Origin of the sequence: Companilactobacillus sp. (assembly GCF_022484265.1) — a bacterium.
Taxonomy (GTDB): domain Bacteria; phylum Bacillota; class Bacilli; order Lactobacillales; family Lactobacillaceae; genus Companilactobacillus.
This window is the reverse complement of record NZ_JAKVLR010000001.1, coordinates 1,930,913-1,956,937: the sequence shown is the minus strand read 5'-3', so window position 1 is coordinate 1,956,937 and position 26,025 is coordinate 1,930,913. Positions and strand designations below refer to the sequence as shown.

The following is a 26,025-nucleotide window of genomic DNA, read 5'->3' as shown; positions in this document are numbered from 1 at the left end:
CATCTATTTATCAGCAATGATCAATAATGACTTGATAGCCGTACGTTTGTCCATGGCATCGTAAGCATCTTCAATATGACCAAGGTCAAATCTCTTAGTAAATACTTTACCTGGTTCAATCTTACCGCTTAAAACCGCGTCTAGAAGTACATTTCTGTCATCAGTTATAACTGAGGCAATTCCTCCACGAAGACCAATGTTTTTCCAGAATAAGTTGTTAGTATTCATTTCAGCTTTTTGAGGAACGCCAACACGTCCAACGATTGCACCAGGACGTCCGACTTTAACTGCTGTATCTACTGATTGTTCAGTTCCGACACATTCAAGAATTGAATCAGCACCGTTGCCGTCAGTCAATTCCATAACTTTTTCAACAGCTTCATCGCCACGTTCTGGAATGATATCAGTTGCACCAAATTCTTTAGCTAACTTTTGTCTATCTTCGTGACGACTCATTGCAATAATGCGCTTTGCCCCACGTAATTTAGCTGATAAAACACCTGCTAGACCAACAGCCCCATCTCCAAAGACTACAGTTGTGTCGCCTTCTTTAACTTCAGCACTAGCTGCGGCGTGGTAACCAGTAGCCATAACATCTGCCAAGGCTAAAAAGTTATTTAGCATTTCATCAGAGTAATCGGCTGGTTTTCCAGGGATCTTGACTAAGCCCCAGTCAGCATTTTCGTAACGAACGTATTCAGCTTGGTAGCCATTGCCGCCTGGTTGAGCGTTTAAACAATCTCCGTCAAATCCTGCTAGACAGGCTGCACAGTGACCACAACCATGGGTGAACGGTACGATTACGAAGTCGCCCTTTTTAATATTTTTTAAATCTGAACCAACTTCGTCAACGATACCAATAGCTTCGTGTCCGGCAAGTGAATTAGGATTGCGCTTGGAAATTCCACGGTACCACCACAAGTCAGATCCACAGACACAAGCTCTAAGTACTTTTATGACAGCATCAGTTGGTTTTTCAAGAACTGGTTTATCAACTTCGGTTGTTGTCATTTCTCCTGGTTTTACAAATAAAGCTGCTTTCATATTAATTTCTCCCTTTTAAAAAATTTGTTTACTTTGTCACTCGTATTTAACTTTCGAAACCTATGATACAAGCTACAGAGAGTTTAACCAATTTCAGTTTCAGAGATGATTGATAAGTTTTACTTATCAGTCACTTCATATAAAAACATCTAACCAATTAGTTAGATGTTCAAAATAGCAGATTAATAAACTGGTCGTGTTTCCTTTTGAGTATCTTTATCAGCGATACCAACTGAATCATTCTCCAAATATGTAGGGTCATTGATAATTTTAACAATTACATCAGCCATACTTTGACGTGAGCCTGAAACTCCAACGTATTCTTCATTCTTGTGTGTCACAACATACTTAACTTCATCACGGTCATTTAACCATGGAAAACGTAGTGTCGTATAAGTAAGTCCTGATTCAGATAAAATTTTATCAGCGTTGATTGCTGCTGGAAGTCCACTTTTAACTTGTTCGTAGTTCCAAAGTCCATATTCACCAGGAACCTCGTTATAAAGTCCGAGCAAACTAGTTTCAACAACGCGTTGCACGTTATTTTCTTTCATAGCTTTGACTACGTTGTTAGTGATGACATTATCAGGAGTATGGTCAACCATTGATACATAAACAATATCTTGACCCTTCATTACGTTGTTAACATCATCAAAGTCAGTAATATCGCCATCAACGATCGTGACATTCTTGTGTCCTTCTAAGTTATTCAAACGTGAACTATTTCTTAAAAATAAAGTTAGCTTGTCATCCGGATTTTCTGCCATCAAACGTTCTTCAACGATTCTAGCAACTTGTCCGTTAGCACCTAAAATCAATACTTTTGTCATAATATTCTTTCTCCTATTAGTAAAAATTAGTCATTTGCGTGTACATCAAAAGCTGATAGCAACATTTGTTCAACACCGGGATCATCAGGGTTATGTGAACCGTGACCCTTATCGAGTGAACGCATTTGTTCCATTTCATCTTCTGTTAGTTCAAAGTCAAAAATGTCTTTATTGGAAATCATTCTGGATTCGTGGGTAGATTTTGGCAAGACGATAACGCCTTCTTGATTTTCAAAACGAAGGATAATTTGACCAGCATCTTTATGATACTTTTCGCTCAATTGTTTGATGATTGGTTCTGCAAATAAATCAGCATTGCCTTGACCCAATGGACCCCAAGCTTCAAGCTTTACATCTAGTGGATCTAAGATCTTACGAAGTTCTTTTTGTTGAGAATAGGGATTGTATTCAACTTGGTTAACTGCTGGAATCACGTTGAATGAATCCTCAAATTGATTCCAAATTTTTGGAGTGGCGTTACTGATACCAATCGACTTGAGTTGACCGGCTTTTTGAGCTTCTTCCATAGCTTTCCAAGCACCGGGAACATCCCCATAAGGTTGGTGGATCAAGTATAGGTCGATATAGTCCAAGCCTAATTTTTTCAAAGAAGTAGCGATTCCCTTCTTAGCAGGTTCATAGCCATAATCTTGGAGCCAAAGTTTGCTGGTGACAAAAATTTCATCACGAGGAATGCCACTGTCTTTGATTGCACGTCCAACTTCTGCTTCATTAAAGTAAGCAACTGCTGTATCAATGTGACGATAACCAACCTTTAGAGCATTCATGACTGCTTTGTAAGTTGAGCCGTCAGCAGGTATCAAGAATACGCCAAAGCCAATTGCGGGAATTTCATTACCATCATTTAATTTAATTCTTTCTACCATTATGTTTCTCCTCTACAAAATTATTTTAGTTGTGCCAAGCTTGAGCCAAAAATTTGTTCAATTGTAGTTGGATCACGGTGGTCAAAAAATTGACTCTCGTTTTTATCCAAAGTTGCCATGGTCTTCATTTCATCATCAGTGAGTTTGAAGTCAAAGACATCAAAGTTCTCGATCATTCTTTGTTGATGCACTGACTTAGGAATGACGATGATTCCTCTTTGCAGCAACCATCTGAGCATTACTTGACCGTTTGACTTGTTATATTTTTTACCAATTTCAGCAATTGTTTCGTTAGTGAAAATATCGTGCTTGCCTTCTGCGAATGGTGCCCAGGCTTCAACTTTAACGTCTTCACCTTGATTGAATGCAACTTCTTGTTTTTGTTGATACCAAGGATTTACCTCGATTTGATTGACAACTGGTTTAACTTCACTAGAAAGTTCCAAATCCTTTAATTGGTCAGCGTAAAAATTCGAAACGCCGATAGCTCGAATTTTTCCAGCCTTATATGCTTCTGTCAGTGCACGCCAAGCTCCGTTAGTATCGCCATAAGGTTGGTGCAACAAGTACATATCCAAATAATCCAAACCTAAATTGTTTAAAGAAGTTTCGATACCCTTCTTGGCACGTTCATAATTCATGTCTGAAACCCAAAGTTTAGATGTGATAAATAGGTCCTTTTGATCAACACCACTCTCTTTGATAGCTTCGCCAACAGCTGTTTCGTTCTGATAAGCTGCTGCCGTATCGATCAATCTGTATCCTGAGTTAATTGCATCAAGAACTGCTTGCTTGCATTGCTTTAAGTCGGTTACTTGAAAAACGCCAAATCCTAGTTGTGGAATTTCAACGCCGTTATTTAATTTCACTGTATCCATGTGATTACCTCGCTTTATTAATTCGTGAATACAGAATAGTCCCTGAATAAAGACTTGAATAGTACCAAATGAGAATGCTAGTATACGTGTGAGGTATACTCTTGAGGTGATAAGATGATCGACAACTATTTACTAGAAGAATTAGTAGCGTTTGACCAATATGGAACTCTGGCTGCCACTGCCGACCATTTAATGGTGACTCAACCAACGGTGACACGTGGTTTACAAAAGCTTGAAGACGAGTTACAAGTAAAGCTATTTGACCGTCAGCCCAACAATATTTCTTTGACCGATACTGGGAAGCTTGCTGTGTCTGAGGCGAAAAAGGCCTTGCGTCAGAATGAATTATTCGTTGAATCTGTTCAACAATACGAAAATAGTCACCAGTTGATCAAAATTGCTAGTGTCGCACCAGGTCCACTGATCGTGATCGATAAGTTAAAAAATGAGTTGACCGATAAAGTACATGCATCCAATGATCTATTGAATCCCAATGAAGTGATCACTAACCTTCAAGACAACAATTATTCCTTCATCGTCAGCAATCAAGAGATCATGACTGATGAGATCGAGTCACGTTTTATCGGGACTGAAAAATTATCGATCAATCTAGATAAATTCACCTATCTCGCAAATAAAAACTCAGTAACTTTTTCAGAGTTGAAGGGTTTGAGCTTTATCGTTATCGACCAAATTGGAATCTGGAAAGATATCATTCAACAAAACATCCCCGATGCCAAGTTCATGTATCAGCCACAAGTGGACTCATTTAACGAGATAACCAAATATTCGAATTTCCCATATTTCAGTACTAATATCACTAGATTCGAAAATTTTCATCCGTCTTTGAATGACGATGATCGTGTCAACGTAGCGATTTCTGATGATGCAAGTAAAGTTGACTTCTATGCTGTATATTTGAAGGATAATAAGAAGCTCGTTGAACCAACAATTGAAAAAATCAGTGCCAACTGGCACTAATAAAGCCATAAAGACTTTTTATACTAAGGTCTTTATGGCTTTATTTGATTTATTTGTCGCTGATAACGATCAGTGACTTAATTGCTTCACGCTTATCCATTGCTTCGTATGCTTCTTGAATATGTTCTAGATCGAACTCTTTTGTAAATACTTTACCGGGATCGATCTGATTAGATAAGACTGCATCTAGTAGGATTTTCTTATCATATGTGGTTACGGCAGCGATTCCGCCCCGCAACCCAGTATTATTGAAGAACAAATCGTTAGTATCCATGACTGGCTTTTGGGCAATTCCCACACGACCAACGACTGCCCCAGGACGAGCAACTTTTAGGGCAGTATCGATTGATAGCTTAGTACCAACACATTCTAGGACAGCATCGGCACCCATATCAGTCAGCTCCATTACTTTTTTCACAGCGTCATCGCCTCGTTCTGGCACGATATCTGTGGCACCGAATTCTTTGGCTAATTTTTGACGATCAGGGTGTTTACTCATCGCGATGATCCGTTTAGCATGACGGAGTTTTGCAGAAATGATCCCGCATAAGCCAACGGCGCCGTCACCCATGACTACGACTGTATCGCCTTCTTTAACTTCAGCAGTCCTGGCAGAATGATACCCAGTAGCCATAACATCAGCTAATGTTAAAAAGTTGTTCAGCATATCACTGGTATAATCTTGTGGTTTACCAGGAACTTTGACTAAAGCCCAATCAGCTTGAGGATAACGTAAAAATTCCGCTTGATATTGTTCTGCACTACCAACTTTATAATAAGGACAATTCCCATCAAATCCAGCTTTACAGGCAGCACATTTACCACAGCCGTGAGTAAATGGAGCAATTACAAAGTCACCTGACTTAATGTCCTTAACGCTTGAACCGACCGACTCCACAATGCCAATAGCTTCATGACCAACTTGGGCATTGTGATCATGATGTAAAATACCACGATACCACCACAAGTCAGATCCACAGACGCAAGTTCGAACTATTCGAATAATGGCATCTCCTGGTTCTTGGATCGTAGGCTTAGGAACCTCTCTGATTTCCATTTTTCCAGGTTCAACAAATATTGCAGCTTTCATAGTTAAATCTCCATTCAAATTAGAATTATTATATAAATTCATTATTTCATCTAAAAAATCGAAATATTTTTCGAATATAACAAGTGGAAATTTTCTCATTTGAAATTACTATGCATTCATATTTGAAATGAACTATCATGTGAATAAGAACACAATTGGAGGTCTACCTATTATGGAAACTTTAGATATGATCAAGTCTCGAAAAGCCATTCGCCACTATACTGGTCAAATTTCTGATGAACAACTACAAACGCTGATTTTGGCAGCTAATGCTGGTCCAGTTGGCATGGGAACTTATACCGACTACCGTCTGACTGCCATTCAAGATCCGAAGATCTTATCGCAGATGAACGGCATTTATGACGCATCAACAGTTCTCGTAATTTCAGTCCAAGACCCAGGTAAAATGGAATATGTTTCTGCTGGAGCCATCGCACAAAACATCGAATTAGCAGCAGAAAACGAAGGCATCGGTTCAAACTTTAATATGGCTTCAATAGCTTCGATTCCTTCAGGCGTCATCCCTGATGGATTTGACCCAGTATTTGCCGTAACGTTGGGATTAACCGATCAACATTTCGCACCTCGCACTATTCCCAATGACCGCATCAAAACTAATATCGTTAAATAATTGAATTGCTGAATAAGTTTTCATGACTTATTCAGTTTTTTTGTTTTATACTTTTAATATTGACGAGGAGTATTAAAATGAAAAAAAATTCTTTTACAGATGATCCCAAGATTCAAAAAAATCGTTGGTGGATCATGTTTGCTGTTTCTCTTTTTACCTTCATGTCCGTTCTTGACGGAAGCATTGTCAACATTGCTTTGCCAGTCATGAGCAAGGATATGAAGATACCCATGAACCAATCTGAATGGGTCGTGTCGATCTACCTGATCGTCATATGTGCCTTGTTGTTGCTATTTGGAAAACTAGGTGACAACTTTGGTAAGATTAAAATTTTTAAACTTGGTGCGATCCTATTCACCATCGGCTCACTACTTTGTGGAATCAATTTAGGACTTATCCCCTTGCTGATTGCCCGTGCTATTCAGGCTATCGGTGCGGCAATGACGATGAGTACCAACAACGGTATCATCACCGAGATTTTTCCATTCAATGAACGTGGCCGGGCACTTGGGACGATTGGTTCCTTCGTTGCCTTAGGTGCAATCGCCGGACCTGGTCTTGGCGGTATCATCCTAGCCCACTTAGACTGGACTTACATTTTCTGGATCAATATTCCAATTGGTATTATCGGAATAATTATTGGACAATTCATCTTGCCCAAAGACATCAGCGTTGCTAATGAAAAAATCGACCATCTTGGCTCGACGATGTTTGCGATTTTTATGCTATCGCTGTTTATCGGCGTCTTCCTAGGTCAGGAGATTGGATTTGGCAAGCCTAGTATATTAATACTTTTTGCAATCGCTGTGATTTCAATTATTACCTTTATTTACATCGAGACCCATGTCGATAACCCAATTCTGTCGCTATCGCTGTTCAAAAATTTAGGCTTTTCAATCAACATTTTCTGTGCCTTATTGATTTTTATCACCGGATTCTTCTTCAACGTAGTTTCACCATTTTATCTCGAAAATGCTCGTGGTATGGCAGCCAACTACGCCGGATATGCCTTGATGATCATGCCGTTGATTCAAGGTATCGTTTCACCAATTATCGGTGGCTGGTCAGATAAGATTGGACGTCACTTGCTGACATTCGTAGGATTGATCATGATCTCAATTTCGCAGATTGGCTACATGATCACCACCTTGGATACGCCACTTTGGCTATTTATGTTCTTTATCGGACTCGTTGGTTTAGGAAATGGTGTCTTCATGGCTCCTAACAACACCTTGATCATGAGCGCCGTTGAAACTAAAGACCTCGGCGTTGCCGGCTCGATCAATGCTCTAGCCCGTGAACTAGGGATGGTCATCGGGATTTCTCTAGCAACAACCGTGCTGTTTGCTTCTATGAGTCACACCGCTGGCTACAAGGTAACCACTTATGTGCCAGCTCATCCTGAATACTTCATCTCCGGAATGCATACAACATTCTTGGTATCGATGATCATCTGTTTGATAGCAACAGTCGTGTCAGGATTCAATTTCTTTTACCATAAAAAATAATTTTTGCATTATAAAAGGGTAGCTAATTCAAACTGAATTAGTTACCCTTTTTTGTTAAAAATTCTGCGACCAGATCAATCGCTTTTTGGCGTTTTTCTGGTTCGCTAAATCGATGATCTACTCCATCTAACAAATGTAATTCATCATCTTGGTACGCTTCGTCATATCGTTTTGACGCGATGTCGTTGACAACTTTATCGTCAGTCCCGTGGATCAAGCAAACTGGACCAGTAAACAATTTTGAAATTTCATAAATTGGCAGAGATTGAGCAGTTCTGAGATACATTCCACCTAAAATCAGGCCATTGCCCATATCAAGCTCATCTGGAATACTATTAGGATCATAAGTCATCCCTCTAGTGCTGCCTTTAATAGCATCATCTTTTAATGTGGCAGCTGGAGCCATCAAGACAAGCTTGTCGATTTTATCGTGGTAATACCCAGCTAACATGCTGGCAACCACTCCTCCTTGAGAGTGTCCTAGAAGATAAATTTTCTTTACGCCAGAAATCGATCTAGCATAATCCAAAATACTTTTTCCGTCAGCAATTTCATTTAATACGGTCATATCTTCGAAGTCGCCATCGCTTTGACCATGACCGTTAAAGTCAAATCTCAACGTAGCCATACCCAAGTTTTCAAATTTTTCAGACAGTTTATTCAATAATTCAGTGTTTCGATTGGCAGTAAAGCCGTGCATCAAAATCACTAAGTTAAAGTTGTCTTGATCAGGCTTAGTCAACGTTCCATGAAGAGTCAAACCATCACGTTTGATTTCAACTTCCATTTTGTTCATCCCTTTTTAGTTATCTGATTATGATAACACTGCCATCAAATTTTCCAGAACAAAAAAAGACCTTAGCGGTCTTTTTTATGTTAGGCTATGGGCAGTCACACGCTGTCCAGGTAAATACGCTACCATATTGCCCATCTTTAACTTTTTGATCTCGTTTGATTTTTAGTTTTAAATTCTTTTTAACTACATCAGTTAAAACAACGCGATTAGATAACTCATCACTCTGGATAATATATGGTCGTTTTTCATCAACCTTGCCTTTTCCCCAAAGTAATTCCGTTTCTAACTTCTCTTGCTTTTTGCGATCCTTGGTAAAATCTTCTGAGGTTAGTGTCACCTTAATCGGATTAGATCTCTGATCTTTTTTTCGATGGTCATCGACAAAGAAATGACCATCAAAATTAGGTTTAGCTTTTTTCTCGCTGTTTGAAGCTATGTGCAAAGTACCAAAATCCATAGTCGAAGGTGCAATGATATTCAAAGAACCATCATTTTGAGGTTCTGGACCCTTTTCACCCATCTGGAACCAGAAATCATCAAAATGTTCCTTGGTTATTTCATTTCCTTCTCCGTCTTTTTCCTTACTATAAATCCTGAAGGTTACATGATGCGGTGACGAGTCATTCATATATGGCTTGAGTGAAAAATCTTTTAATTCCCAATCATATAATTTGGTTACCCCATAATTCTCTTCTGAAACTAACGGTATACCTTCAAAATCATTGTCGACAAAATACTTGATTTCAAAATTTCCACTCGGGCTATAACTTTTTCCAGAAATGTTGATCTTATCGATAAAATTCAAATCAGTTCTTGGATCATAGGGTAGTAATTTTTCAGTACCTTCTTGTGGGGATCTAATAGTGATTGCCGGTTCAGCCTGTTGTTCATCACGGTTTCGAAGGTTGATATAGGTCCTTTTAATTTTTGAAGTTCTTCCTTCTTTATCAATTGCAATTGCATAAAACTCATTAATACCAGTGTTAAGTTGGTCGAGTTTTACTTCGGTTGACCAATTGTGTGGAACAACTGCTTTTTTTTCTTTATCATTTTGGTTTTGAAAACCATTCGTAATTTTAATTCCCTTTTCAAGCAGTTCTATTTTGTCTTTCTTAGCATTATTCTCATCCTGTGCCGGACGAACTAGATATTTGACCATCACATTGTTGCTCTTGGCAGACATCCATTTCCCATCTATTTTAATCGTCTTATCTTCTGGCTGCATCGTTGCTGGGTCGTCTTTTTTCTTAGCATCATCAATGTATAATTCAGGTTTTTCAGGAATTGGTACTAAATTAGTAGCATAACTCATCGTGACTGTTTGATTTGGTGCTAAAGATTGATTTTTCGTATGCATCGATATGCCACCATCATACTCAATCGTATCTGCAATCCAACTATTGGCAAAACCTGGTTCGGTATCTTTATCACCAACGTCATTGACGTCTACAAAGGCATTGGGTTTCTTTATTGTTCCATCATAGCTCCAAGGAAAATGATCTTTCTTATCAGCTTCGAAGAAAGTCGATTTGGTTCCTCTTCCTGACCATGCGTATGGCGAATCTTCATACCCAGATAATTGCATTTCAATCTTGGAATCGCTATCGGCCTGAGCAGCATAGATTCCCTTGTGATGACCTAAGGATCTTAAGACGTTAGATTGGTCAGATGTTTTCATATTGTGATTTCTCATAAATGTAATATCACGGAATACATAACCAGTAAAATTATCCATATAACGTGTACCAACATTGGTAAATTCATGATTGATAATCACACCGTTGTCGGCATCAAATCGTTGGGTGATTTTCACTCGGACTTGATAGCCATCAATCTTTTGGTAAAAAATTAAACGTTGCATGGTCGAGACTTGATCCGTGACAGGATCTTTATATGTTTTGTAATACAATCTCGTTTGCTTCTTAACTAAACCGGTATAATCACCGATGTTCTTAGCATCTGGACCAAATAATTTTGGCTTGGTAATATCTCCAGAACCGTCTCCATAATAGTCAAAGATATTTGTTGTCACAAAATTTCTCTGTGAACCACGATACACTTTGTCCCCGGCCTTATACGCACCTGATCCAAAGATTTGCTTTGGAGGTGGCAACTTCCCATCTCCAAAAGTATTCGTATAGAATGAATTTTTTCGTTTCTTCTCATTATTTGTTTGTACTGCATTTAAATTACCATTTTGGGGCACGTAGATAATCGCTGAATTGGCTGCAGTAACGTTGTTCATTCGTCCAGTACCAATCGACGTCCTTCCAACAGCACCTAGAAGACCGCTTCTCAGCGGTCGTCCAGCCACAGATCTCCTTACGCTTAATCCCTCAAGGGCATAGTTCAACGCTCCAAAATATAGCACTGGTACACGTTTTGAACCATCAGAATTGGTAACGTCATGACCTGGCGTAACCATCATATTTTCGGACCGGATCCATCCTTTAGACGGATCATCTTCGTCTTCATGGATATTTGCATCCTCATCAACACCATCATCGTCATCGTCACCATCTTCATCCCCGTTATCATCCTCATCGACGCCTTTTCGTGCTGTTTTATCTTTAGATTCTGAAGATTCCGTCGAAAGATGTTCTTCGGAACCTACACCTGGATCATCGATTTTTTCTTCGGTGTCCAAAATTGCATCCTTTCCATCAGAATTTAGCAATGTCATCAATAGTTGTTCTTCATTAATATCAGAGAAATCAATGATCATCCTCTGGTCATTGGTCGTTACGATCGAGAACGAACCCTTGCCGTCTTGGTCGATATTATCCTTCATGTTTAAATGAAGCTTCTGATGCTTGCTATCAACGCCGACATGATCTTTACCGATTTCCTTCTTCAATGCTTCAACATCAATATTTTTAAATTGCGGAGAAGTGATAGTTAGAATTGGTTTATTCACATCCAATTGGTATTTGATCAAGTTCTTACTGCCTGTTTTAGTAGTCTTCGTACTGGCCACTTTGACTGTATTAACGATCTCGTTCTGGGCTTTAGTTAGGGTAGTTTTAGCTGTGAATCCTGTCACTACTGCCAAAGCACACAACGAGATTATCAATACAATTGCTGCATATGTTTTTCTCATACTTATGAACGACTCCTTTGTTAGCGTTTTCTCATAAGTATTGATTTTATCAGTCGACTCTCATTGATTTGGGTTAAAACTCGTTTGATTTCGTATATAAAATAGGACAGATTCTAATGAATTATTTTTTCAAATTTTTATGCTCGCATCATAATTACTCTATTTAAAAAATTATGCAACAACTTTCATAAACTTTTTCTATGACAACAAAAAAGGCTAATCCATCATGAATTAGCCGCATTTCTAGATTGTTTTCACCAAATTGTACCAAGTCTCGTTGGCATGTTCAGAGTCAGCTACGCCTTTGTTGACGTAGCCATTCTTTTCGTAAAACGGAACGTTTTTATCTAAGCTGGTCAATGATACCGTCTTTCGATTGGACTCTTTAGCTAGCTTTTCAAAGGCATCTAGCAGTTGACTTCCTATTCCGTAACCACGAGATTGAGGATCGATTGCAATCGACAAAATAATTTGATTGCCACCTTCTGGAAGATTGGGCACGCTTTTGGCGAACATTTCGTCATCAACGTATTCTTCATTCACAGCTGGTCCCACAACGTAACCAACTAACTTGCCGTCTTGTTTGGCAGTTAAAAAGGTATCAGGGATAGTCTTGATCCGGTCTTTATATTGGCTTTCAGTACCTGCTTCTGCGTCAGTAAAGCCGCTCTTTTCGATCCGCAAAATATCCGGTAGATCTTGCATTGTCACGTGTTTGATTTCCATCTTTAATTACCCCCAGTCTTTGACATTGCCCAAATCTTAACATATAAGACGAAGAGTCTCTACAGCTCAAAAATGACAATTTCTCATCAAAATTGCCATAATCTAACAATTTTATAATTTAATTAATATAGCGGTTGTTATTAAACTTCATTTATATGATAATGGAAAAATGCTTTTCAGAAATCTGAAATTAGTTTTTCAAGAAATTTAGGGTTATATATATGAAAAATATTTTTAAAAAAGAAAGCGTCGAAAACTACGTTAAGGCTGACTCGCATCTAGTTCGGACCTTACACGCTAAGGATTTGGTTGCTTTGGGGATCGGTGCAGTTATCGGAACTGGTATCTTCATTTTGCCAGGACACGAAGCTGCCCTACACGCGGGACCAGCAGTTACTATTGCCTTCTTAGTCGCCGCCCTAGTTTCCGGGATGGTCGGTATGGCCTACGCAGAATTCTCATCAGCTATGCCAGTTGCTGGTTCAGCCTATTCGTTTGGATCGGTGATCTATGGGGAATTCGTCGGTTGGCTGTTAGGTTGGGCCTTGATACTGGAATACTTCCTAGCCGTTTCAGCTGAAGCGACAGGATTTGCCTCGTATTTTAACAACAATATCTTGGCATCAATTGGCATCAACTTGCCAAAAGCTTTACAGGCTGGGCCGCTTGAAGGTGGCGTGATCAATTTGACTGCCAGTCTGATCGTACTGATTGTTGCCGTAATCATTTTCCACGGTGTTGACTTGTCTAAGCGTATCGAAAACGTCGCCGTTGTTATCAAAGTAGCCATCATCATTTTGTTCATCATTGTTGGTGTCTTCTATATTAAATCTAGCAACTATGTTCCTTTTTATCCGAAGAAATTCCAAACATCCCCTTGGGGATTAGGCGGTATCTCAACTGCTGCTGCAACTGTCTTTTTTGCATTCATCGGGTTTGATGCTTTAGCTTCTAACTCCGCTGAAACAGTCGATCCTGGAAAAAATGTTGTTAAGGGTATTATGGGAACAGTGGTCGTGGCAGTTATCTTATACGTGGCCTTCTCATTTGTACTAACAGGAATGGTCAACTATACCAAGTTAAACGTTGATGACCCAGCTGCTTATGCCTTACAAGTTATCCACTTAGGAGCTTGGAACAAGATCATCACGATTGGTGCTTTGATTGGTATCTTTACTGCCATGGTTACGATGTTCTTTGGTGGCTCGCGTCTAGTGTACGCGCTTGGCCGTGACGGACTTTTACCTAAATTCATGGGTAAAGTCGACGGCAAGCATGCTGTGCCAACGAACGCCATTATTATCGCAACTATCATCCAAACATTCTTTGCTGGTTTAGTTCCATTGACTCAACTAGCTTCATTGATCAATGCTGGAACGCTATTAGCTTTCGCATTTATCTCATTTGGGATCATCCCGCTAAGACGTCGTAAAGATATCGTCAACGATGGTTTCAAGATGCCACTCTATCCATTTTTACCAATCTTATCTGGATTGTTGAGTGTCTACTTTATCGTCATGTTGCCAAACTTGACAAAAATTTCCGTTTCAGCTTGGCTGATCCTAGGAATCATTTTCTACTTCATCTACGGTTTGCAACACTCTAAACTACAAAATGATTTAAATTAAATTTTTTCAAAAAAAGACCCAGAAATCACTGAGATTTCTGGGCCTTTTGTCTATCTAATATTAATCTTCATCGTCATCATCGTCTTCTTCTTCGAAGCCTTCACGAGCAGTTTTACCAAGCAGTGCTTGATAAATTCTGATCTGATGATTGTTAAAGCCTAAAAGTTGAACTAATACTTGAGCCATAAATGGACGGTCTTCTTTTTCAGCTAACTTGATTGCACGTGTTACGAACATGTTGTCTGTATTGAAGTCGTCAACTACAGTTTGAAGCATGTTTTCAGCATCCAAGTACTTGTTCTTGCCATCTTCTTCGATCATGGCGTATTCAGCATATTCTTTCATTGTTGAAGGAGGCAATTCGCCTTCGTCCAATAATTGATCCGCAATCTTATCATACCAAGCGTTGTTTTCATCAATAGTTTGGTTCAACACACCTTTATAATTTTCGGCATTTGGACCCTTGACGAACCACTTGATCTGGTGCAACTTGATATTCAATAAGAAATGATTTGAAACGATATGTCCAGTCATTGCACCGGCAGTTGGTTTGTGGTGATCTGCATCAGCTTGTTTTTGTTCAGCTGCAAATTTTTCATCAATTGTTAATTCTGTCATTAGGCGAGCTCCTTAACTTTAACTTTTAATACTTCATACCCTAGTTCTTTGATCACATCAGCTAAATGGTCAGCTGATGTCTTGCTTTCGTCAAAATCTGCTTTGACCTTACCAGCATTGAAGAGGACTTTAACATCTGAAACGCCGTCTTGATTAGCAACGGCCTTTTGGATCTTTGTCATACATGATGGGCAAGTTAATTCTCCTAATTGTAAAACTGCTTTTGCCATAAATAAATTCCTCCATCTTTCTAAAAAACTTATGCTAGTGAAGTTTCAAATACCCACGAGCTGTAAATGTTTCAAGTTGAAGCACTTACAGCTCGCAAGCGATTTGAAGATCACTTGCATCTGACTTACAAAGACTATCTTAATTAGTTTGCTGGATTTAAAACTTGATTTGTATCAACTTTCTTACGTTTATTTCCAATTAATCTCATTGCGTTAAAGATAACTACTAAGATACTGATTTCGTGAACGAACATTCCACTACCCATGTGGATAACGCCAACGATCAATCCGATCAATAGTAGAGCCACTGTGCCGACAGCGATAACGATATTTTCTTTCGTGTTTGCGACTGTCTTCTTAGCTAAGACATAAGCATGTGCTAAAGCGTCAAAACTTGATTTAACTAAGATGATATCAGCAGTTTCAATGGCAACATCAGTACCAGTTCCCATACCAATTCCGATATCTGCTGTAGCAAGCGATGGACTATCGTTGATACCATCCCCAACAAAGGCTACGGTGCTTCCTTGTTCTTGGAACTTCTTAACAAATTTAACTTTATCTTCTGGCAATAATTCGGCGTGAACTTCATCGATTGGCAAACGTTCTGCCACACGTTGAGCGGCTAGCTTATTGTCACCTGTTAGCATTACGATTCTTCTGAGCCCAGCGTCTTTTAGAGCTTGTAATCCTTCTCTAGCATCAGGTCTTAATTGGTCGTTTACACCAACGACCAAACGTAGTTCTTGATCCACTGCCATCAAGACAACTGAGTCTCCGTCATGCATATGTTTGTCGATTGCCGCACGTTGTTCTTTAGAAATGTTAACTGAGTTAGCTTTCATCAAACGTTCGTTTCCGACTAAGATCTTGAAGTCGTCGTTTGCTCCGACTAATCCTTGACCCTTAACGGTATCTAACTCTGGTAATGCTGGTGTTTCAGTAATGTCTTTATCGGCAACGTATTTTACGATAGCTTGACCTAGTGGATGATCAGAAGTTTTTTCAACTTCTGACAATAGTGCTAAGTTAGCGTTTTGGTCGCCAAAGTTTTCAACGCCAGTAACGGACATCTTACCGGTCGTCAAAGTACCAGTTTTGTCGAGTACCAATGTATCAACTTTCGAAAAACTATTAACAGCATTTCCACCTTTCATCAAAATACCGTTTTTAGCACCATTACCGATTCCGGCAACGTTAGAAACTGGAGCTCCGATAACCAAGGCACCAGGGCATCCGAGAACTAGGACAGTGATAGCTAATGGGAAGTTTTGCGTGATGATCCAAACGAGGATCCCGATAACTAGGACTGCAGGTGTGTAATATGTAGCAAATTTATCAATAAAACGAGCAGCTGGAGATTGGCTATCTTGAGCTTCTTCAACTAATTCAATGATCTTACCAAAGGTAGTATCTTCACCAACTGAAGTGGTTTCAACGGTAATAGTTCCGTTATCAGTTAATGATCCGGCAAAAACTTTATCGCCGATTCCTTTTTTAACAGGAGTTGATTCACCTGTAATTGAGGCTTCATTCATATAACCGGTTCCGTCGATGATCTTGCCATCAACTGGGATCTGGCCACCTGGCTTAACCAAAACGTGGTCGCCTTCGTCTAAATCGTCAACGTCGACTGTTTCGATCGAGCCGTCTTCGTTAACTAATTCAGCTGTGGTTGGAGCCATTTGCGTCAAGCTTTTTACTGAAGAACGTGTCTTCTCCAGAGTCTTTTGTTCCAAGTAGCTACCAAAAAGAAATAGGAACGTTACGACAGCTGATTCTTCATATTCTCCAATAATGAAGGCTCCGATAACTGCGATGGTAACTAATAGTTCAATACTAATAACTTTATTCATTAAGGCTGATATTGCATGTAGTGCAACTGGAATAGCTCCGATGATACTGGCAACGATCATAAAGATGGTTGCGGCAAGTTCAACATTCAAAGCGTATTTTGAAATAAGGCTTAATCCAATCAAAATTGCGATGGATGCGGTGATTTTATTTTGATGCTTATTGATCCATGTATTTAATTTCGTCATCTTGTATACCCCTTCCGTAACTTACAAGACATATTCTAGCTGGTAAGATGACTTTCCAACTTGATAAGCATCAAGTTTAGTAATTTAATTCAAAATCATTTTTGGGGTAAAAAAACACCACGAACAATTGGCTTTGTTTGTGGTGTTTTGATTCAATTATTCATCTTGATCGGCCTTAGGCTGACGGCGTGTTCGATTGTTATTATTTGGACGAACGTGATTTTGGACGATGTAGTCTTGAATGACTCGGATGATCTCGCTATTTTGAGGCAAGTCTGAATGCTGAGCATCGTCACCCGTCACCGTCATTTCGGTAAAATGCTTAACTTGGTTCTGATAAATATACTTACCAGCTCGAACGCTGCTTTCGGGGACTAGGCCGTCAGAAGTGTAATTCTCAGTTCCAGCAATCGAATAGACAGTCAAGCTCTTTGGTATCTTCTCACGATTTTTGATGAAGTCAGCTAACATCTCAGTCTTGTTGGTTGTTGAGTCTTCCGAGAAGTTATATGGAGACCCGATTGTCATCAATTTTTTCATCTTAATGTCATGTTTAGACAAGTACTGCTCGATAAAAGCCGTGTAGATCAAGCCACCATTTGAGTGGCCGATAGCTTTGAAGTTATTGAAGTGATACTTGTCTTGTAAAACTGTTAAAGCATCGCTGAACATCTTGGCCTGCTTTTTAATATTGTCATAGCCATCGTGGTTATTCTCAAATCCAACGACAATTATCGGCTCAGTATCCTGACTTCTCATCGTTCCTGAATAAGAAATTTTTCCATCATTATAAACTTTCAGTCTCAATAGACTATGTTGATAGCCATATTTTTTATTCAATTGGGTGACCAACTTATCGAAACGATATTGCGAGGCTGAACTTCCTGGTATCATGATGATCGGCGACATTTTAGAGGTATATACGGTCCGCAAATACTTCACGTTGTCTTTAGCCCAAATATAGGAAGGAATTGCTAGACCGGCGAATACGACTAAGATTATCGAAATTATCGTAACTAACGATCTTTTATTCTTAATGCGTTTCATCTAGGGCAACCTCCTTCGTCTCGACATAAGCATCGTTTACTCGATCATTGACCTTAACAAATGGGATATAAAGAAAAATGTCGAGTACGAATACTAATAGGCCCGTGAATAAGGCGGCAATATTTCCACCTGTCCCGATCAAGCCAACTAGTGGCCCAGGCGTTCCGATGGGTACTGGAAACGGCACTGGTGGCGTAATGTGAAAATAAATCAAGACACTGACCACTAGCATATTGATGATTGGAACTAGGAGAAATGGTATCAGATAAATGACGTTAAAAAATACTGGTACACCTAACATCAGAATCGAGTTGTTGTTGAACAAGGCTGGAAATAAGCCCCATCTAACTGTGGTCAAGTCACGACTATTTTTTGACACGATGACGATAGCGATAATCAACGCTAAAGTGGCGCCGACTCCCCCAAACGTGGCGTAACTATGATAGAGGGATAATTCTGAATATGGATAAGGGATGTTCCAAATACTGTGATGCTGCAAGGCATACAGGGCATTCGATGATGCCATGATCGAATCTTGCGTGGCAGTCGAATAGTCAAATGGCCCGCTTAACCCGAGCCAATTGAGAATGCCAGTTATGAACGAACCTAACAGAGTCATCAAGAAACTATTTTTTTGCGACGAATAGCTTCTAATTGAAGTAACGATCCAGTCAAAGACTCCTAGATCGGTCAATAACGACAAGATCAAGCCGATAAACGTCACTAGTAGTAGCGACATAAAAATTGGAAGAAGAACTTGGTAGCTTCGACCATCCGCTAGAGAAACATTGCGAGTCGTGATTTTTTCAAAACGTGCAAAGATCAGTCCGACAATATAGCCGACAATCAAGCCAAATAATAGACCTTGGATGCCAAATAGACCATTGTCAGCTGAGATACCAGTTTTTTCCATGGAAAAATTAAACGGTGCTGCATGACTTGGCAAGCTGATCAATAGTAAATATGAGATCATTGCGGTCAATCCAGCAAAATGCGACTCCGATTTTTTCAAATAGGTCGTGAATTCAGCATTCTTGTAAGCAGCAAACAAGGCCAGTAATCCTGTCGTTAAACCAGTCACCTGCATGAAAACTCGCTGAACTTGTGGGATCTCCTTGACCCAGGCGTTGATGTGCAAGATATCAGCACCGAATCCCTTGGTGGATAAAAAGGCGCTGGAAATAACTTCAGCAAAGACACCAATAACAAGAAATGGCAAAATAGCAGCCATCGTATCGGCACTAGCTCGAATAAAAATCTTTCGACGAACCCAAACTAAGCTATTAACAAGATTATTCAACTAACATCACTCCCATTTGATGAAATAAACACGTGATGATTTCGAATTAATCATAACGCATTTAAGAACAGAGCGAGAGAAAACATGGTTTGAATGCGGAGCATAGGATCACAAGTCAGAATGATTCCCTACCTACTCCGATTTATTGTTTTACTCGTTTTCTGAAAACAAATTTCATTAATTGATTTATTGCAAGAAACCCCTGACTTTAGTCAGGGGAGGAATGCATCGTTTTTTTGTTTTATCGAACTGACGTTTGGTATATAATATATCATGATATACAAAAGGTGGTGAGAATATGAAATCAATGTCAGAACTGAAATATCATTACGGTTTGAAGGTTAGAGTATTTCCTAATAATGAACAAAAAAGAATCATTAAATTGAATTCTGATGCTAGTAGATTTATATACAATCAGATGGTCGGAATAGATAAAGAGTTGTACATATTGTCAAAAATAGGAATCAAAATAGCTTTAGTAAGCGACCGTATTAGTCAGTTAAGAAAACGCAAAACTGTACGTCAGCTTTCAAACCATTTTATTTTTTTAAACGATAGCGAAATAGACAGCCAAGCTAAGGCAGCAGCTATAACTAATTACAATAAAGCTTGGAAACAATTTAGAAAAGTACATAAAACCGGCACACCTAAATTCCACAAAAAGAATTACACTCAAACCTATCAAACTAATGGGCACTACTGTAATAAAGACAAAGTGGCTACTATGTTTAAAGGAAATCTATGCTTTGTAGATCAGAATCATGTAAAATTGCCAAAATTAGGTGTTCTAAAAGTGTCAGGAAGTCACAAAAGACTGCTTAATAACGGTAATTATATTAAGATTGGCACCACAACAGTGTCCAAAGATAATTTAGATAGATATTTTGTTTCTATGCAGTTGGGGTCTGATGAACCATTCGTGAATACTTCCAAGAAAAATGGACAATCAGTAGGCATTGATCTTAATACTGAGAATTTCTTAACTGAAAGCACAGGTGCTGTTGTCGGCAATCCTAGATACTATCGAACCATCAAAAATAGATTAGCAAGAGAACAACGAAAGCTCTCTCGCAGAGGGAGACGTGCCAAAGCAGAACATCGCAAGCTATCCGACTGTAAGAATTATCAAAAACAACGCCTTTTAGTTGCACGTATTCAAGCCAAAGTATTTTCTCAAAGAAAAAACTTCTTAAATAACTTGTCTACTTCATTGATCAAAAACCACGATCTAGTAGTAGCCGAAGAATTAAGAAGTTCAAATATGTTGAAAAACCACGCCTTGGCAATGAGTATCAGTGACGTTGGATGGAGAGCCTTCCTGCAAATGCTCACTTATAAAGCAGATATGTACGGTAAAACGTTCCTTACCATTGATCCTAAATACACTACACAAACTTGTTCTGAATGCGGTCATGTGATGAATGGCGAAGAGAAACTGACGCTCGCTGATAGACAATGGGGCTGCCCTAATTGTCAGAAACACCACATCAGAGATCACAACGCTGCTATCAATATTCTTAACAAGGGACTCAAAGAGGTATCCTAATAAAAATGTCCGTTTGGCAACTTGCGGACTCAAAAGGCATTGGTAATTAGCACGTAAGACGTATCGTCTACGGATGATATGCAAAGCTGTATCTATGCAAATTGTAGCTGAGCAATGGAAAGGTTCATTGATCACTTACAAGCCATGGACTTTAGTCCGTGGTAGTTGACATAATAAAATCATGGCAAAGTTTCAAGGGAGTTGCTACCTTTTTGCCTAGTAAGTTTGAAAATGAATAGTGCAAACCCCTCGGTTACTCTCGAAACGGAGGTTATGACTATGAATTTGAAGGATAGAATGGAGTGTGGACGTGATCACCTTCGCGGAATCCGTTGTCCAACTGGGAATGGCTTGCATTTTATTTGCAACAGCATATTGGATAATAAAAAAAGCTAACCACTAGGGTTAGCTAACACAGAAATCTATTCGACTTATGATTGAGACTGTAGGAGGCAAATTCCGACAGTCTCTTTTCGATTACAAAGACATTATAGCTAATGCTATAGATTTGTTCAATAAGCAAATCTGACGTATAAAAAAGCTAACCACTAGGGTTAGCTAACACAGAAATCTATTCGACTTATGATTGAGACTGTAGGAGCCTAATTCCTGCAGTCTCTTTTCGATTACAAAGACATTATAGCTAATGCCTAATAGTTATTCAAGAATCAAATTTTTAAAAAAGCGGAAATTGAATTTCTGACCTAATTTAGTGCATTACTCCGATCAATTGTGAGTACGGTATAAATTGTTGTGGTTCAATTGGATCACTGATCCGCTTTTGTAGCCAGATGACATCGATCCATTGGCCAAATTTGAAACCGAAGTTTTCAAATGCCCCGACCTTTTGATATCCAAGATGTTCATGGAAGTCGACGCTGTTTTGATTTTTTCCAGTGACGCAAACTGCCATGTTGACGATATTTTGTGCTCGCAATTCTTTCTCGAGTGCCGTATATAATACTCTGCCTGTTCCAAGTCCCCGGGCTTGTTGGTCGACATAAATGCTGGCTTCAACTGTCCAGTCATAGGCACGTCGTTCTCGCATTCGATGCGCGTAGGCATATCCAACAATCGTGCCGTCCTCTGTTTCGGCGACGATATAAGGATAGTCCTTTAAGGTACTTTCGATACGTTCCTCGAATTCCAATTCGGTTGGAACTTCATATTCGAAAGTGATTGTTGTATCAGTTACATATGGGGCGTAGATTGCTAATAATTCTTTAGCATCCGCCCTGGTTGCTAACCTTGTTCTTAACATATGCATATCCTCTAAAATTAAAATATAGAAAAGTATTATATATCAATTTATAGAGAAATGGCATCCTATTTTTTCAAAAAAAAGAGCCTTTTTTTAGAGTAAAAATTATTATTTTTTTGATTATGTTTGTGGGTCACTGCCGACTCCATGGTAAACGTTTTGGAGCTGGCATCCTTGATCGTTCGGTGGCGTAGACACCTTTACGACAGTGGCGCAAGTGTCTCATCCACCAATATATTTCATCCATCAAGTTGACACTTACGTTCCATGCACTTCACATCGTATGCTCCAAAGCTGCCAATTTCTCAATAATTTCATGATTTTAAGAAAAAAAATAAGCCTCTCGGCTTACTTTCTTTTAGAGTTTACCACCAAATACTGGGAACACTGATGCGTCTCCGTAATCCATTTGGTTGATTTGCTCTAGTGTCTTCATATCTTCTGCGGAAATTTCAAAATCAATTTCGGCATTAGCTTTCATGTGATCAGGGTTAGCTGATTTTGGCAATACGATTGTATTCAGTTGCCAGTCATATCTGATACATAATTGTGGGACGCTGACATTGTACTTTTCAGCCATCTTCTTAATTTGTGGATCATTCATTGCAGCACCGTGGGCTACTGGAGAGAATGCTTCTACTGCAATGTCGTTATCTTGAGAATACTTGATAATATCCATTGGAGTATCACCGATATGAACTTGAACTTGGTTGACAGCAGGCTTTGTGTCACTATTCTTGATCAAGTTATCCAGATCGTCTTTTTCAAAACTCGAAACACCGATAGTCTTTAACTTACCAGCTTTAACGGCATCTTCCAATGCACGCCATGCTTCCAAGTTTCCTTCAAAGTGACGGTCATTTGATTGGTTAACTTCTTTCCATGGTTGTGGATTATGAATGATCATCATATCCAAGTAATCCAACTTCATCTTGCTTAAAGTTTCATCGATTGACTTTGCGGCAGAATCATAATCTTTATGCTCTGCAGCAACTTTGGAATTTACAAAAATTTGGTCACGGGGAACGCTAGCATTTCTAACTCCTTCGCCAACTCCTCGTTCATTGCCATAAGCTTGGGCTGTATCGATATGACGATAGCCAATGTCAACGGCACTCTTAACTGCGTCAGCGACTTTGTCGTCATCGATTTCCCAAACACCTAAAGCAAGCTTAGGGATTTCTAAACCATTGTTCAATTTAATTTTTTCATCAAAGATAGACATGTGCATCTCTCCTTCTCGCTAGTTTATCTAACACTTGCATGATAAACCTTAGAGTACGGTTTAAGACAAGTGCTATTTTAAATTTCTTCTTCGATTTGTTTCTTTTCTTCTGCCTTTGCAGATGCCTTTTGCATTCTGCCCAACACTTCACGTGCAATTGGTCCGACAATCAATAGTTGTAATGGCAAGGCTACAATCAAGTTAAAGATCCAAGTATGTCCATATGTTGCTAAGACATGTCCTTGAGTCAACTTACCTTCAACAGCAATTCCGAATAATGACATCAAAGTCACCATTCCTAGAACCATCAATACTGAGATTGTAATACCAATCAAAACAGTCTTTTTCTTCATATAATCATTGATGATATATTTGAAAGCCAATCCTTTAGCGATTGGTCCAACAATCAATAGATCCAAGATGATAGCTACTCCGAGTCCTAGCGGATAGGCACTCAAGATTGCCATTGGCAATTCGCTGCTGATTCCTTGAGACATGGCAACGTTGTACCCTGTCATTACTAGTACCATTAATCCGGCCATAATGGCGGTAAATACGATTTCTTCTTTTAAATTACGTGGCATTTTTAACACACTCCTATTTTTATCACAGGATTTAAATGTAGCATGTTAAAAATTTTTTCATAAGTTACAATTTGATTACATTTTATAAAACGCTTGCAATTTTCGATAAAAAGTACACTCAGATTAAACTTCTTGTCCGGTTGGTCTGATGACCATTTCATTCACGGCCATATTGGCTGGCGTATCGATCACAAAAGCAACGGCTTGAGCAATTTCTTCTGGCTGCATAGCTTGCATATCGGCGCCTGGCATATCGGACATACTTTCCAATTGTTCCTTGATTTCTTGATTATTGATTGAGTTGAACAATTCGGTTTTGACAGTACCTGGGGCAATTACCGTTGTCTTGATGTTATTGCTTCGTTCTTCTTGACGTAGACCTTCCATAATTGCACGAACTGCATATTTACTGCCTGAATAAGCTGCATATCCAGGTAACACTTCATATCCCAAAACTGATGAAGTTGTGATCACATGACCACTCTTCTGTTTTTTCATAACTGGGAGTACTGATGCAATCCCATTTAAGACACCTTTCACATTGATATCGGCGATATTTTGCCATTCATCACGAGCTATTTCAGCTAAATTATTAACAGGCATAATTCCGGCATTGTTGAACATAACATCAACACGGCCATATTTCTCGACTGTTTTGTCAATCACATTTTGAACTTCATCAGCCCTTGAAACATCAGCTTCGACCGGCAAAATTTCTGCACCAACATTGTGTTGAACGATTTCTTCTAAGCGATTCATTCTACGAGCAGCAATAGTTAATTTAGCACCTTTTTGAGCTAATAAATTAGCCGTTGCTTCACCAATACCACTTGAAGCTCCCATAATTACAACCACTTTATCTTTTATGGACATATATTATTCCTCGATTTTTTTGATTTGTTTTGCTGGAACTCCAGCAACGATGGTATTTTTTTCAACATCTTTAGTGACAACTGCGCCAGCACCTACTACTGCATTTTCACCAATCGTGACGCCCGGTGTGACGATAACTCCGGCACCAAGCCAAGCATTTTTTCCGATATGGACTGGCTTTAAGACCAGGTTTCTTCTTTGATCAGGTTCTATGTGATGATTGACTGATGCAATGGTCACATTGGGTCCAATCAGCACGTTATCATCTAAATAAATTCCACCCATGTCGGTAAACATCGAACCATTGTTGATATAAACATTCTTACCGATATGTAGATTGGCACCAAAATCAGTTTGAAATGGCAATCTAATTTCTACCGAGTCATCGATTTTTTCACCAATGATCTCACTAACGATTTTGCGAGTTTCATCTATTGTATGTGGAATTGAATTTAACTCTTGGACTAACTCCAAGTTTTTATCGATCACTTTTTGGATCTCTTGATATTGTTTCGAATTCAAATCAATTTTTTCTGGCATATATTCTCCTAAGTCCAGCTAGGTTTGTCGCCTTCTGTTCCTGGTTTATCTAATCCCACGCTTGCTCGTTCATATTGAGCCGGATCAGCAATTACATTAATGACGAAGTCAGCGACACTAGCTCTGGAAACTTCCGTTCCTTTAAATTTTTCAGTTTCATCTGTTGTTTCATATTTGATTTCTTGATTGTCCGTCAACCAAGCTGGACGAATCTCGGTAAAATCAATATCTGAGTCATCGAGCAATTTGGCAGAAGCTCTAAATCCTGGCAAAAAGGCACTGATAGCCTGTTCGTTCCATTCGCCAAATTTTCCAGGGACCTCATGACGTGCTCCTAAGGCACTGATGAAAAGTAAACGTTTCTTCCCAGTTTGGTCCATGGCTTTGATGATGCTTGCTGTTTGTTTCTCAAGGTCAGTTCCACCCACATTAGAATAAACGATGTCAGCATCTGACATAGATCTAGCCAAGTCCTCAGTGTTTAAGACATCCCCTTCAACCAGAGTCACTCGAGGGTTGTCTTTGTATTGACTTAAACGAGAAGAGTTTCTGAGGAACAAAACCAATTCATCAGAAGTTTCCGACAACAATCTCTCAGTTACGATCCTTGCGGTACCACCGTGGGCACCGATGATAATGATTTTTGACAATTCAATTTCC

General features: G+C 39.2%; 24 protein-coding genes. 5 read left to right on the top strand and 19 right to left on the bottom strand.

Annotation, left to right across the window (positions count from 1 at the left end):
• Positions 1-3: 3 nt before the first annotated feature.
• From LKF16_RS09340 to LKF16_RS09325, 4 genes are all read right to left on the bottom strand, one after another.
• A complete protein-coding gene (locus LKF16_RS09340; RefSeq protein WP_291470801.1) occupies positions 4-1,044 on the bottom strand; it encodes a zinc-dependent alcohol dehydrogenase family protein in 1,041 nt (346 codons plus the stop codon).
• 182 nt (positions 1,045-1,226) lie between these two features.
• Positions 1,227-1,874: an NAD(P)H-binding protein gene (locus tag LKF16_RS09335; RefSeq protein WP_291470800.1), complete on the bottom strand. Its 648-nt coding sequence runs from the start codon at positions 1,872-1,874 to the stop codon at positions 1,227-1,229.
• 26 nt (positions 1,875-1,900) lie between these two features.
• On the bottom strand, positions 1,901-2,761 hold the full coding sequence (locus LKF16_RS09330; RefSeq protein WP_291470799.1) for an aldo/keto reductase: 861 nt from the start codon (positions 2,759-2,761) through the stop codon (positions 1,901-1,903).
• Between the two features lie 20 nt (positions 2,762-2,781).
• Positions 2,782-3,639 (bottom strand): aldo/keto reductase, encoded by an 858-nt coding sequence (locus tag LKF16_RS09325; protein WP_291470797.1) that lies wholly within the window; start codon positions 3,637-3,639, stop codon positions 2,782-2,784.
• A 114-nt stretch (positions 3,640-3,753) separates the two neighbouring features.
• Here LKF16_RS09325 and LKF16_RS09320 point away from each other — a divergent pair, with 114 nt between their 5' ends.
• A complete protein-coding gene (locus LKF16_RS09320) occupies positions 3,754-4,620 on the top strand; it encodes a LysR family transcriptional regulator (protein ID WP_291470795.1) in 867 nt (288 codons plus the stop codon).
• A 49-nt stretch (positions 4,621-4,669) separates the two neighbouring features.
• On the opposite strand, the gene LKF16_RS09315 is transcribed toward LKF16_RS09320, so the two are convergent.
• Positions 4,670-5,710 carry a zinc-dependent alcohol dehydrogenase family protein gene (locus LKF16_RS09315; protein WP_291470794.1) on the bottom strand — a complete coding sequence of 347 codons (1,041 nt, stop codon included), beginning with the start codon at positions 5,708-5,710 and terminating at the stop codon, positions 4,670-4,672.
• A 172-nt stretch (positions 5,711-5,882) separates the two neighbouring features.
• Between LKF16_RS09315 and LKF16_RS09310 the strand changes: the two genes are divergently transcribed.
• On the top strand, positions 5,883-6,341 hold the full coding sequence (locus LKF16_RS09310; protein WP_291470792.1) for a nitroreductase family protein: 459 nt from the start codon (positions 5,883-5,885) through the stop codon (positions 6,339-6,341).
• 77 nt (positions 6,342-6,418) lie between these two features.
• Positions 6,419-7,849: an MFS transporter gene (locus tag LKF16_RS09305; protein WP_291470790.1), complete on the top strand. Its 1,431-nt coding sequence runs from the start codon at positions 6,419-6,421 to the stop codon at positions 7,847-7,849.
• A gap of 37 nt (positions 7,850-7,886) precedes the next feature.
• On the opposite strand, the gene LKF16_RS09300 is transcribed toward LKF16_RS09305, so the two are convergent.
• From LKF16_RS09300 to LKF16_RS09290, 3 genes are all read right to left on the bottom strand, one after another.
• The gene (locus tag LKF16_RS09300) at positions 7,887-8,636 is read right to left on the bottom strand and encodes an alpha/beta hydrolase family protein (protein ID WP_291470788.1); all 750 of its coding nucleotides are present in this window, start codon (positions 8,634-8,636) and stop codon (positions 7,887-7,889) included.
• 94 nt (positions 8,637-8,730) lie between these two features.
• Positions 8,731-11,745 (bottom strand): hypothetical protein, encoded by a 3,015-nt coding sequence (locus tag LKF16_RS09295; protein ID WP_291470786.1) that lies wholly within the window; start codon positions 11,743-11,745, stop codon positions 8,731-8,733.
• A 243-nt stretch (positions 11,746-11,988) separates the two neighbouring features.
• The gene (locus tag LKF16_RS09290) at positions 11,989-12,471 is read right to left on the bottom strand and encodes a GNAT family N-acetyltransferase (RefSeq protein WP_291470785.1); all 483 of its coding nucleotides are present in this window, start codon (positions 12,469-12,471) and stop codon (positions 11,989-11,991) included.
• Between the two features lie 221 nt (positions 12,472-12,692).
• Here LKF16_RS09290 and LKF16_RS09285 point away from each other — a divergent pair, with 221 nt between their 5' ends.
• Positions 12,693-14,099 carry an APC family permease gene (locus LKF16_RS09285; protein ID WP_291470783.1) on the top strand — a complete coding sequence of 469 codons (1,407 nt, stop codon included), beginning with the start codon at positions 12,693-12,695 and terminating at the stop codon, positions 14,097-14,099.
• Between the two features lie 60 nt (positions 14,100-14,159).
• Here the strand turns inward: LKF16_RS09285 and LKF16_RS09280 are convergent, their stop codons facing one another.
• The 5 genes from LKF16_RS09280 to LKF16_RS09260 all read right to left on the bottom strand — a co-directional run bounded on the left by LKF16_RS09280 (position 14,160) and on the right by LKF16_RS09260 (position 19,336).
• Complete coding sequence (locus LKF16_RS09280) at positions 14,160-14,717, bottom strand: ferritin-like domain-containing protein (protein ID WP_291470781.1); 558 nt, start codon at positions 14,715-14,717, stop codon at positions 14,160-14,162.
• Positions 14,717-14,947 carry a heavy-metal-associated domain-containing protein gene (locus LKF16_RS09275; protein ID WP_291470780.1) on the bottom strand — a complete coding sequence of 77 codons (231 nt, stop codon included), beginning with the start codon at positions 14,945-14,947 and terminating at the stop codon, positions 14,717-14,719. The genes LKF16_RS09280 and LKF16_RS09275 overlap by 1 nt, the downstream gene beginning before the upstream one ends.
• 143 nt (positions 14,948-15,090) lie before the next feature.
• Positions 15,091-16,989, bottom strand: coding sequence for a heavy metal translocating P-type ATPase (locus LKF16_RS09270; protein ID WP_291470779.1), 1,899 nt, complete (start codon positions 16,987-16,989; stop codon positions 15,091-15,093).
• A gap of 156 nt (positions 16,990-17,145) precedes the next feature.
• Positions 17,146-18,036, bottom strand: a complete 891-nt coding sequence (locus LKF16_RS09265; RefSeq protein WP_291470778.1) for an alpha/beta hydrolase — start codon at positions 18,034-18,036, stop codon at positions 17,146-17,148.
• On the bottom strand, positions 18,023-19,336 hold the full coding sequence (locus LKF16_RS09260) for a PTS transporter subunit EIIC (protein WP_291470777.1): 1,314 nt from the start codon (positions 19,334-19,336) through the stop codon (positions 18,023-18,025). Before LKF16_RS09260 ends, LKF16_RS09265 begins: the two co-directional genes overlap by 14 nt.
• Before the next feature lie 298 nt (positions 19,337-19,634).
• On the opposite strand from LKF16_RS09260, the gene LKF16_RS09255 reads away from it, so the two are divergent.
• Positions 19,635-20,882, top strand: coding sequence for an RNA-guided endonuclease InsQ/TnpB family protein (locus tag LKF16_RS09255; RefSeq protein WP_291470776.1), 1,248 nt, complete (start codon positions 19,635-19,637; stop codon positions 20,880-20,882).
• Between the two features lie 709 nt (positions 20,883-21,591).
• Here LKF16_RS09255 and LKF16_RS09250 read toward each other — a convergent pair.
• The 6 genes from LKF16_RS09250 to LKF16_RS09225 form a co-directional block, all read right to left on the bottom strand.
• Entirely contained in the window at positions 21,592-22,143 is a 552-nt protein-coding gene (locus LKF16_RS09250; protein WP_291470774.1) for a GNAT family N-acetyltransferase, read from the bottom strand.
• Between the two features lie 358 nt (positions 22,144-22,501).
• Complete coding sequence (locus LKF16_RS09245; protein ID WP_291470772.1) at positions 22,502-23,368, bottom strand: aldo/keto reductase; 867 nt, start codon at positions 23,366-23,368, stop codon at positions 22,502-22,504.
• 77 nt (positions 23,369-23,445) lie between these two features.
• Complete coding sequence (locus LKF16_RS09240; RefSeq protein WP_291470771.1) at positions 23,446-23,952, bottom strand: DUF2798 domain-containing protein; 507 nt, start codon at positions 23,950-23,952, stop codon at positions 23,446-23,448.
• A gap of 123 nt (positions 23,953-24,075) precedes the next feature.
• Positions 24,076-24,825, bottom strand: coding sequence for an SDR family oxidoreductase (locus tag LKF16_RS09235; RefSeq protein WP_291470770.1), 750 nt, complete (start codon positions 24,823-24,825; stop codon positions 24,076-24,078).
• A gap of 3 nt (positions 24,826-24,828) precedes the next feature.
• Positions 24,829-25,365, bottom strand: a complete 537-nt coding sequence (locus tag LKF16_RS09230; RefSeq protein ID WP_291470768.1) for a sugar O-acetyltransferase — start codon at positions 25,363-25,365, stop codon at positions 24,829-24,831.
• A gap of 8 nt (positions 25,366-25,373) precedes the next feature.
• Complete coding sequence (locus tag LKF16_RS09225) at positions 25,374-26,015, bottom strand: NAD(P)H-binding protein (protein ID WP_291470766.1); 642 nt, start codon at positions 26,013-26,015, stop codon at positions 25,374-25,376.
• Positions 26,016-26,025: the final 10 nt, after the last annotated feature.